The organism is Pseudomonas sp., from assembly GCF_030684895.1.
Taxonomy (GTDB): Bacteria; Pseudomonadota; Gammaproteobacteria; order Pseudomonadales; family Pseudomonadaceae; genus Aquipseudomonas.
In genome coordinates this window covers 17,960-27,106 of record NZ_JAUXXP010000022.1, presented here as the reverse complement: position 1 = coordinate 27,106, position 9,147 = coordinate 17,960, and the positions used below count along the sequence as shown (strand labels likewise).

Sequence of the window (9,147 nt, the reverse complement as noted above, 5' to 3'; positions counted from 1 at the left end):
CCAGGGAAGCGGCATTTCTTTGTGCTCACCACCGTAGGATGGGTGCTAACCCATCAATTGGCTGATGGGTTAGCACCCATCCTACGGCCTGAACCACTGCCAAAGACTTAGAGCGAGGAAGATTTCAAAGCCCGCCGCTCTATAGGGCGTAAAGCGGCCCCACTTAAATGAACAGCATTAGCCGACTGGCGGTTTTTTTATGTGCGTTTATTCCAGCTCAAGTGCGCTGTGCGCGCGGTTGCCGCCTTTCTGCTTGGCCTGATACATGGCGTTGTCGGCGTGTTGCAGCAGTTGCTGCTCATCCTGGGCATGCTGCGGATACAGAGCGATGCCGATGCTTGGCAGGATGGTCTGGCTCTGGCCGCACAGCTCAAAGGGCTGATTGAGGCTCTGGCGGATTTTCTCGGCCACCACGCTGGCGTGGTCGGCCGAGTGAAAGTCCTCCAGCAGCACGACGAATTCATCGCCGGCAAAACGCGCCACCGTATCGGCCTCACGCAGGCACAGCTGGATACGCTGGGCGACGCCTTGCAGCAGTTGATCACCTGCGGCATGGCCGAGGCTGTCGTTGACCTGCTTGAACTTGTCCAGATCGAGAAACAGCAGCGCCACCTGCGATTGTTCGCGGCGCGCGCGGGCCAGGGCCGTGTGCAAGCGATCGCGCAGCAGTTCGCGGTTGGGCAGCTGGGTGAGTTGATCGTACTGCGCCATAAACTGCAGGCGGCTGAGCATCTGCTGGCGCTCGATGGCGGTTGTCACCTGGGTCGAGACAAATTGCAGCAGCTCTTGATCACGCTCGCTGTAGCGCGTGGAGACGCTGCTTTGCACCAGCAGTGCGCCGATAATCCCGCGGTGTGAGCGCAGCGGAACGCCGAGCCAGCTGTGTGAAGCATCGGTCAGCGCCTGACCGGCGTTGGGCAGTAGCAGGGTGTTGCCGCTGCGAATCACCTGCGCACTCAGCGTGGCAGCGTTCAGCGGCGTATCGGCGGTCGCCTCTGGCGGTTGTTCGGCGGGGTAGGGGAAGCTCAGCTCGTCGTTCTGTTCGTCATATAACGCCACGGAAAAGCTGATGGTCGGCAACAGTTCGCCAATGATCTGGTGCACCTGCTGAAACAGCCCGAGCAGGTCCTTGGCCGAATGGGCCGCTTCGGAGATGCCGTACAACGCGGTCTGCAGGGCTTCGCTGCGTTTGCGCTCGGTGATGTCGTGGGCCACGGCGATGCGCACCTGATCATCCGCGGACCAGCGCGCGGACCAGAGGATATGCACGGTGCTGCCATCCTTGCGCAGGTAACGGTTCTCGAAATTCGGTTTATGCATGCCAGCCATCACTTCCTTAGCGGCCTGCAGGGTTTTCGCGCGGTCTTCGGGATGCACCATCTCGATCATCACCGTGCCGATCATCTCGTCTGCGCTGTAGCCGAAAATGCGCTGGCAGGCTGCGCTGACAAAAACGAAGCGCCCGCGTTTGTCGACCACACAGATGGCGTCGAGCAGCAGATCGACAAGATTTTCGGTCGGCGCGTAGGTGCTGGCTTTCATACGCTCACAGTGTGTCGATACGTATTGACGGTTTATCGGGCCGCCTACTGGCGATTTGGCACTATAGCCCTTGCACTCACCATACCCGCAAGGCGCCAAACAATGAACGCCTGTTTGCCGCCTGCAGGCCTGCCGAGCACTGCTGACGGGCGTTTACTCAGTGTAGAACGCGCAGCGACTGTGTACGGCCAGTTATTGCACGCTGCTGAAGCGCTGTCCGGAAACGGCCGGATGGTAGATCGGCTGCACCTTGTTGCCGGCGGGGTCGAGCAAGTGGAAGCTGTGCGCGCCGTCACCATGGGCGAAGGGGCGGTCAAGCAGGGTCACGCCTTGTGCCTTGAAGTAGGCGTACCAGGCATGTAACTCGTCGATGCTGTCGACGATAAAACCGTAGTGGTCCACCGCCTGTTCGCCACTGCTGGGCACACTGGCGCGGCCCAGGGACAGGTTGTCGTTGCCGCAGGTCAGGTAGACCAGGTCTGGATTGGCGCGGTGCAGCACCTGCATGCCGAGAATGTCCACGTAGAAGCGTTCGCAGGCTTCCAGATCAGGGACCAGCAGGGCGATATGGCGCAAGCCATTGAGGCGACCGGGGCGTTCGAGCATGGTGAGCATCCTATTTTGTATACATTTATCTGGTAAATATAAGACAAAATAGCCGCTCCGCCTATGCATGCGAACTGGCTCAGCCGGCGGGCACGACGTCCAGCACGCAAATGCTGCCTGGCTGCGGGTAGTGCCAGTGCACGTCGACATCCCAGAAGCACGTGCCATAGCGGCGCTCCGGGCTCGGCTGCTGGTAGGCGGGGCGCGGGTCCTGGGCCAGGCATTGCTCAATCAGCTCGACCAGCGGCTCACTCAGGCGCTGCCCATGTTCGCTTGCCTGGATCAGTGCGCTGTCCTGCCAGCTGACGTCGATCAGCGCCGGCGCGCTGTCGGCGATGCGGTTGTAGGCGTCTGCGACGCTGTCGGCATAGGGCACGTAGGGTTTGATATCCAGCACCGGCGTGCCGTCGAGCAGATCGATACCGGACAGCCACAGCTTGCCGGCTTCGACCTTGTCCAGCTTGACCACCGACTGGCCGATGCCATTGGGCCGGTGGGTGGCGCGGGTGCTGAATACGCCGACCGACTGATTGCCACCCAGGCGCGGCGGGCGCACCTTGAGGCGTGGCTTGTCTTCCAGTGCTTGGTGAAACAGAAACAGCAGCCAGACATGGCTGACCTGCTCCAATCCCTGCACCGCATCACCGTTATCGAACGGCGCCACCAGCTCCAGTACGCCACGGGCCGCCGGGGCCAATTGCGGCTGACGGGGAATGGCGAACTTCTCCTTGAAGCAGGAGCGGACAAAACCTATGGGGGAAACGGAATAGGACATGGCGGCGTGATCGAGTGAAAACGCCGCCATAGTACCTGACTAGAGGTGAAAACCGCCGTCGATGGGGATGATCGCGCCGGTCATATAAGCGCCGGCAGTGCTGGCCAGGCTGATCGCCAGGGCGGCCATTTCCTCTTCGCGGCCCCAGCGCTGCATCGGGATCAGCGCGGTATCTTCGGCCATGGCGGCCTCGTCGGTGGCGATATGCTGGGTCATCTTGCTCGGGAAGCGCCCCGGTGCGATTACGTTGACGTTGATATGTTGGCCGACCAGCTCGCGAGCGAGCATGCGCGATAACTGATGCAGCGCCGCCTTGCTCGGGCCATAGGCGTAGGCTTCTTCGCCGTGGGAGGTGATGCCGGCGACCGAGCCGATATTGATCACCCGTGCAGGGCTCGCGGCACTGCCGGCCTGGCGCAGCAGCGGCAGCAACTGCTGGATGCAGCTGAACACTGAGGTCACGTTAAGCTGCATGACCTTTTCCCAGCCCTTGGCCGGGTAGCTTTCCAGCGGCGCGCCCCAGGTGGTGCCGGCGTTATTGACCAGAATATCCAGGCTGTCGATCTTACCGGCCAATTGCTCGGCAAGCGCCTGCACGCCTTCCTCGCTGGCCAGGTTGGCGGCGATGCCGTGGCAGGTGCCAAAAGCCGATAGCTCGGCAGCGGTTTGTGCGCAGGCTTCGCCGTCACGGGCGCAGACGTAGACCGTGGCGCCGGCTTCGACAAAGGCTTTGGCGATCATCTTGCCGATACCGCGGGTGCCGCCGGTAACTAGGGCGGTGCGGCCTTGCAGGCTGAAGTAGGGGTGCATGGCGAATCCTTGTTAACGGATGAGTGCCACTACCCTAATCATCTGACTGCACCATGGCAGTCATCATTGCCCGTGGAAATACGCTGCCATGCGGGCAGGCATGGCAGCACGGACTTAGAATCTGTTTACGATCTCGCGAGCTAGAGCCAGACAAGGCAAAAACAGCCGAGGAAGCGGAGTTTACGAGCTGTAAATGAGCATTCCGAGGCTGTTTTTAACGCCGGATGGCCGACGCGCAGCAGATCGTAAATAGGTTCTTAGCCGCGAACGCGCAGGGTTAGACCCTTAAGGAAGTTGCGCAGAAACTGATCACCGCAGGTGCGGTAGTTGCTGTGGCCAAACTTGCGGAACAGCGCGCTCATTTCCGGCTTGGAAACCGGGCAGTCGACGCTGGTCATGATCGTGTGCATGTCGTCTTCTTTCAGCTCGAAGGCCACGCGCAGTTTCTTCAGCACCGTGTTGTTGGTGATCGGCAGCTCAAGCGGCTGGGCCGGGCGGCTGTCGTCCTTGCCGCGCTTGAAGTACACCAGACCGTCGAGAAAATGCGCCATCAACTCGTCGTCGCAGGGCGTGAAACCTTCTTCTTCGTCCTTCTTGAGCATCGCCGCGAGGTCGTTGACGGCGACCTGCTTGCCGCTGAGCTTGATGATGTCGACCATCTGCGCGTCGCTGATGTCGAGGGTGTAGCGCAGGCTGCGCAGTACGTCGTTGTTAAGCATTGATAGATCCTGAAGAGGGCGGGTGCCTGAGGGCAACCGCTGGAAAAATAGTTAGAAGCGCTCTTTGCCTGCCAGATAGCGCCACTGGCCCGCAGCAACCTTAGCCATCGGCACACCGCCGATACGGATGCGCTTCATGCCCAGCACCTTGAGGTCGACACTGTTGCACATAAACACGATCTGCCCAGGCAGTGGGTTCTTCAACGCAAAGCGCAGGCGGGTTTCGTTCTGCCAGCTGACCTTGCAGGGGGGCAGGGCTACACCGTTGAAGGTCAGACCGTGAGCCAGGCGCTTGAGCTGGCTGGCGCTCAAGGTGCCGACGACTTCGACCACATATTCCTGCTCCAGTTTGCTCAGGTCTTCCTTGAGCTTGCGCTCGATGCGCCAGTCCTGGGTCAATACATGCAGGCCGTCGGCGCCAGCTTGCAGCGGTGCACAGCTGATCAGACGGGCGAAATGGCCTTTCAGCGGACGAATCCCCGAGCCGTCTTCCGGCCAGTGGCTGGCGGGGCTGATGCTTTCTGCAGCGCGTTCTGCGTTGTGGCCGTTGGGTACGTTCAGCAGCAGGGTAACCGGCTCGACCGGGGCCAGCAGGGCGTTGGGCAGCAGTTCCACGCGCTGTTCGGCGACCTTGAACTGCGGCTCCTCCACCACCACACCATCCACCGTGACCCAGCCGCCTTCGATATACAGCTCGGCCTCGCGGCGCGAACAGCCAATCACTTCGATCAGGCGTTTGGACAGGCGAATGGGGTCGGTCATAAAAACGGTCATCGGCAAAAAAAGGGCCGCCATTGTAACCGGACAGGCCCCCGCTGCACGGAACATCGGGCGAGCGGTGTTGATAAAAGTATCTGTCGGCTGTGCAGCGGGGCGTAGGATGGGTGGTAACCCATCAATCGCAGCGATGGGTTGCCACCCATCCTACTTTTCAGTGGATTATAAAAAACCGCTCCGAAGAGCGGTTTTTCTCACCTTGGCTGCTTAGCCTCCCAGGTAGGCGTCGCGCACCTTTGGATCGTTCAGCAGGTCGTGGCCGCTGCCCTGCATAACGATCCGGCCGTTCTCCAGTACATAGCCACGGTCGGCCAGCTTGAGCGCCTGGTTGGCGTTCTGCTCGACCAGGAACACCGTCACACCGTCCTTGCGCAGCTGTTCGATGATGTCGAAGATCTGCTGGATGATGATCGGTGCCAGACCCAGCGACGGCTCATCGAGCAGCAGCAGCTTGGGCTTGCTCATCAGCGCACGGCCGATGGCGAGCATCTGCTGCTCACCGCCGGACATGGTGCCGGCGCGCTGGGCAAAGCGTTCCTTCAGGCGCGGGAATAGGTGCAATACCTTGTCCAGCTGCTCCTGATTGTCGGCCTTGCTGCCGAAGAAGCCGCCCATCACCAGGTTTTCTTCCACGGTCAGGCGGGAGAACACCCGACGACCTTCCGGCACCACGGCAATGCTCTTGCGCATGATGTTCGGGGTGTCCTGGCCGATCAGCTCTTCACCCTGGTAGCGGATGCTGCCGCTGCTCGCCTGGGGCGAGCCGCAGAGGGTCATCAGCAGGGTCGATTTGCCGGCACCGTTGGCGCCGATCAGGGTGACGATCTCACCCTGACGGACTTCGACGTTGACGTCATGCAGCGCCTGGATCTTGCCGTAGAAGGTGGAAACGTTCTCGAAATACAGCATCACGCTTCCCCCAGGTAGGCTTTGATCACGTCCGGGTTGGCGCGGATCTGCTCCGGCGTGCCGTCCGCCAGGGGCGTGCCCTGGTTGATCACATAGATGTGGTCGGAAATGCTCATGACCAGCTTCATGTCGTGCTCGATCAGCAGTACGGTGACATTGTGCTGGTCACTGAGTACGCGGATCAGCGCCTTGAGGTCGTCGGTTTCGCGTGGGTTGAGGCCGGCGGCTGGCTCGTCGAGCATCAGGATGCTCGGGCGGGTCATCATGCAGCGGGCGATTTCCAGGCGACGTTGCTGACCGTAGGCTAGGGTGCCGGCCGTGCGGTTGGCAAACTCGGTCAGGTTGACCTGATCCAGCCAGTGCGCGGCGAACTCCATGGCCTCGCGTTCGCTCTTGCGAAACGCCGGGGTCTTCAGCAGGCCGGCCAGGTAGTTAGTGTTGAGGTGGCGATGCTGGGCCACCAGCAGGTTTTCTACCGCCGTCATGTCCTTGAACAGACGCACGTTCTGGAACGTGCGCACCACGCCTTTGCGCGCGATCTTGTGGCCAGGCAGGCCTTCGATCTGCTCGCCGTTAAGGCGGATGCTGCCGCTGGTGGGCTGGTAGAAACCGGTCAGGCAGTTGAATACCGTGGTCTTGCCGGCGCCGTTCGGGCCGATCATCGACACCACTTGTTTTTCCGCGACCTGCAGGTTCACCCCGTTGACGGCCAGCAGGCCGCCGAAGCGCATGGACAGGCCGCTTACTTCTAGAATCGGGCGGCTCATTGCTTCAGCTCCAGGTGCGGACGTTGCATGGGCAGCAGGCCCTGCGGACGCCAGATCATCATCAATACCATCAGCGCGCCGAACATCAGCATGCGGTATTCGTTGAATTCACGCGCCAGCTCTGGCAGCAGAATCATCACTATGGCCGCCAGAATGATGCCCAGTTGCGAGCCCATACCGCCCAGTACCACGATGGCGAGGATGATCGCCGATTCGATAAAGGTGAACGACTGCGGACTGACCAGGCCCTGGCGCGCGGCAAAGAAGCTGCCGGCGAACCCGGCGAAGCAGGCGCCGATGGTGAAAGCCGAGAGCTTGATCGCGGTGGGGTTCATACCCAGAGCGCGGCAGGCAATTTCGTCTTCACGCAGGGCTTCCCAGGCGCGGCCGATTGGCATACGCAGCAGGCGGTTGATCACGAACAGGGTCAGCAGCACCAGCAGCAGGGCGATCAGGTAGAGGAAGATCACCTTGTTGATCGAGTTGTAAGCCACCCCGAAGTACTCGTGGAAGGTCTGCATGCCTTCAGCGGCCTTGCGGTCGAACGACAGACCAAACAGCGTTGGCTTGGGGATCGAGCCGATACCGTTGGGGCCACCGGTCAGCCAGGTCATGTTGTTCAGCAGGATACGGATGATCTCGCCAAAACCCAGGGTCACGATGGCCAGGTAATCGCCGCGCAGACGCAGCACCGGGAAGCCCAGGATAAAGCCGAAGAACGCCGCCATCAGACCGGCAATCGGCAGACAGATCCAGAAGCTCAGGCCGAAGTAGAACGACAGCAGCGCGTAGCTGTAGGCGCCTACGGCGTAGAAGGCCACGTAGCCGAGATCGAGCAGTCCGGCCAGACCCACCACGATGTTCAGGCCAAGGCCGAGCATTACGTAGATCAGGATCAGCGTGGCGATATCCACCGCACCGCGCGAGCCGAAGAACGGCCAGGCGAGGGCGGCGGCGATCAGCCCGAGAACAATCCAGCGCTGGGTCGAAGGCAGGGTGAGAAACTCGCTGGCTTTGCCCGGCATGCTCGGCAGCTTGGGGGCGTGGCTCCAGGCGGCGCTCAGGTGATTACGGAACAGTTGCCAGAAGAACATGGCAATCGAGCAGCCGAAGATGGTCCACAGCACGGCCGGGCTGGCGCCCTGCACTTCGAGCTTGATGCCGACCGTGGAGAGCTTCAGGCCGATAACCGGGTAGGCCACGGCGAGTACCAGTAGTGCGCTGAAGATCGCGGTCTTGAGGTTTTTGCGGATGGAGGTACTCATACTTTTTCAACCTCCGGACGGCCGAGGATGCCGGTAGGGCGGAACAGCAACACCAGTACCAGCAGGCTGAACGCCACCACATCCTTGTACTGGTCACCGAAGATATCGGCGCCAAAGGCCTCGGCCACGCCCAGCAGCAGACCGCCGAGCACCGCGCCGGGAATACTGCCGATACCGCCGAGTACCGCGGCGGTGAACGCCTTGATCCCGGCCAGGAAGCCCAGGTGCGGGTTGATCACGCCGTATTGCATGCCCAGCAGCACCGCCGCTACGGCCGCCAGCGCGGCGCCGATAACGAAGGTCAGGGCAATGATGTTGTTGGTGTTGATGCCCAGCAGGTTGGCCATCTTCAGGTCTTCAGCGCAGGCGCGGCAGGCGCGGCCCAGGCGTGAACGGGAGATAAACAGCGTCAGGCCGACCATGACAAAGAAGGTGACGACGAAGATCAGCACCTGCATATAGGAAATCACCACGCCATTCATGGCGCTTTCACCAAAGATGAAGTTGCCCGGCAGCAGGTTGGGAATCGATTTGTCCTTGGAGTCCTGGGAGAGGAGTACCCAGTTTTGCAGGAAGATCGACATGCCGATGGCAGAAATCAGCGGAATCAGACGGTTGCCGCCGCGCAGAGGGCGGTAGGCCACCCGTTCGATGCTGTAACCGTAGGCACTGGCGACAATGATGCTGGCGGCAAAGGCCGCAATCATCACGATGGGTAAACTGTCCAGGCCATACATGGCCAGGCCGGCGACCACAATGAAGGCTACGTACGAGCCAATCATGTAAACCTCGCCATGGGCGAAGTTGATCATGCCGATAATGCCGTAAACCATGGTGTAGCCGATGGCGATCAAGGCATAGGTGCTGCCAACGGTTAGACCGTTAACCAGCTGTTGCAGGTAGTGATAAAGATCAGGCATTGCCTAACTCCTGGGTTGTCACGCAAGGCAGCGCTTATGGCGCAGCATGCAACCGGA

Annotated in this window: 10 protein-coding genes; all 10 read right to left on the bottom strand. The window is 60.9% G+C overall.

Annotated elements, in window-relative coordinates; translation table 11 throughout:
* Nucleotides 1–207: 207 nt before the first annotated feature.
* A complete protein-coding gene (locus Q8M42_RS04610; protein WP_304869545.1) occupies nt 208–1,542 on the bottom strand; it encodes a GGDEF domain-containing protein in 1,335 nt (444 codons plus the stop codon).
* A gap of 192 nt (nt 1,543–1,734) precedes the next feature.
* Nucleotides 1,735–2,148: a VOC family protein gene (locus tag Q8M42_RS04605; RefSeq protein WP_304869547.1), complete on the bottom strand. Its 414-nt coding sequence runs from the start codon at nt 2,146–2,148 to the stop codon at nt 1,735–1,737.
* Between the two features lie 79 nt (nt 2,149–2,227).
* Complete coding sequence (gene tsaA, locus Q8M42_RS04600) at nt 2,228–2,923, bottom strand: tRNA (N6-threonylcarbamoyladenosine(37)-N6)-methyltransferase TrmO (protein ID WP_304869549.1); 696 nt, start codon at nt 2,921–2,923, stop codon at nt 2,228–2,230.
* Between the two features lie 39 nt (nt 2,924–2,962).
* Nucleotides 2,963–3,733, bottom strand: a complete 771-nt coding sequence (locus Q8M42_RS04595) for an SDR family oxidoreductase (RefSeq protein ID WP_304869551.1) — start codon at nt 3,731–3,733, stop codon at nt 2,963–2,965.
* A gap of 257 nt (nt 3,734–3,990) precedes the next feature.
* On the bottom strand, nt 3,991–4,452 hold the full coding sequence (locus tag Q8M42_RS04590) for a DUF1456 family protein (RefSeq protein ID WP_304869553.1): 462 nt from the start codon (nt 4,450–4,452) through the stop codon (nt 3,991–3,993).
* A gap of 51 nt (nt 4,453–4,503) precedes the next feature.
* Complete coding sequence (locus tag Q8M42_RS04585; protein WP_304869555.1) at nt 4,504–5,214, bottom strand: rRNA pseudouridine synthase; 711 nt, start codon at nt 5,212–5,214, stop codon at nt 4,504–4,506.
* A gap of 222 nt (nt 5,215–5,436) precedes the next feature.
* Complete coding sequence (locus Q8M42_RS04580; protein ID WP_304869557.1) at nt 5,437–6,138, bottom strand: ABC transporter ATP-binding protein; 702 nt, start codon at nt 6,136–6,138, stop codon at nt 5,437–5,439.
* A complete protein-coding gene (gene livG / locus Q8M42_RS04575; protein ID WP_275961228.1) occupies nt 6,138–6,905 on the bottom strand; it encodes a high-affinity branched-chain amino acid ABC transporter ATP-binding protein LivG in 768 nt (255 codons plus the stop codon). Before livG ends, Q8M42_RS04580 begins: the two co-directional genes overlap by 1 nt.
* Nucleotides 6,902–8,170: a high-affinity branched-chain amino acid ABC transporter permease LivM gene (locus tag Q8M42_RS04570; RefSeq protein ID WP_370692745.1), complete on the bottom strand. Its 1,269-nt coding sequence runs from the start codon at nt 8,168–8,170 to the stop codon at nt 6,902–6,904. Before Q8M42_RS04570 ends, livG begins: the two co-directional genes overlap by 4 nt.
* Nucleotides 8,167–9,090 (bottom strand): high-affinity branched-chain amino acid ABC transporter permease LivH, encoded by a 924-nt coding sequence (gene livH / locus Q8M42_RS04565; protein ID WP_275961229.1) that lies wholly within the window; start codon nt 9,088–9,090, stop codon nt 8,167–8,169. The genes Q8M42_RS04570 and livH overlap by 4 nt, the downstream gene beginning before the upstream one ends.
* Between the last annotated feature and the right edge of the window lie 57 nt (nt 9,091–9,147).

Bases quoted from the DNA above. Each gene is read 5' to 3' on its own strand.
- Q8M42_RS04570 (WP_370692745.1), bottom strand. From the start codon at position 8,170: ATGAGTACCTCCATCCGCAAAAACCTCAAGACCGCGATCTTCAGCGCA.
- Q8M42_RS04595 (WP_304869551.1), bottom strand. From the start codon at position 3,733: ATGCACCCCTACTTCAGCCTGCAAGGCCGCACCGCCCTAGTTACCGGC.
- Q8M42_RS04580 (WP_304869557.1), bottom strand. From the start codon at position 6,138: ATGCTGTATTTCGAGAACGTTTCCACCTTCTACGGCAAGATCCAGGCG.
- Q8M42_RS04610 (WP_304869545.1), bottom strand. From the start codon at position 1,542: ATGAAAGCCAGCACCTACGCGCCGACCGAAAATCTTGTCGATCTGCTG.
- tsaA (WP_304869549.1), bottom strand. From the start codon at position 2,923: ATGTCCTATTCCGTTTCCCCCATAGGTTTTGTCCGCTCCTGCTTCAAG.
- Q8M42_RS04585 (WP_304869555.1), bottom strand. From the start codon at position 5,214: ATGACCGACCCCATTCGCCTGTCCAAACGCCTGATCGAAGTGATTGGC.
- Q8M42_RS04590 (WP_304869553.1), bottom strand. From the start codon at position 4,452: ATGCTTAACAACGACGTACTGCGCAGCCTGCGCTACACCCTCGACATC.
- livG (WP_275961228.1), bottom strand. From the start codon at position 6,905: ATGAGCCGCCCGATTCTAGAAGTAAGCGGCCTGTCCATGCGCTTCGGC.
- livH (WP_275961229.1), bottom strand. From the start codon at position 9,090: ATGCCTGATCTTTATCACTACCTGCAACAGCTGGTTAACGGTCTAACC.
- Q8M42_RS04605 (WP_304869547.1), bottom strand. From the start codon at position 2,148: ATGCTCGAACGCCCCGGTCGCCTCAATGGCTTGCGCCATATCGCCCTG.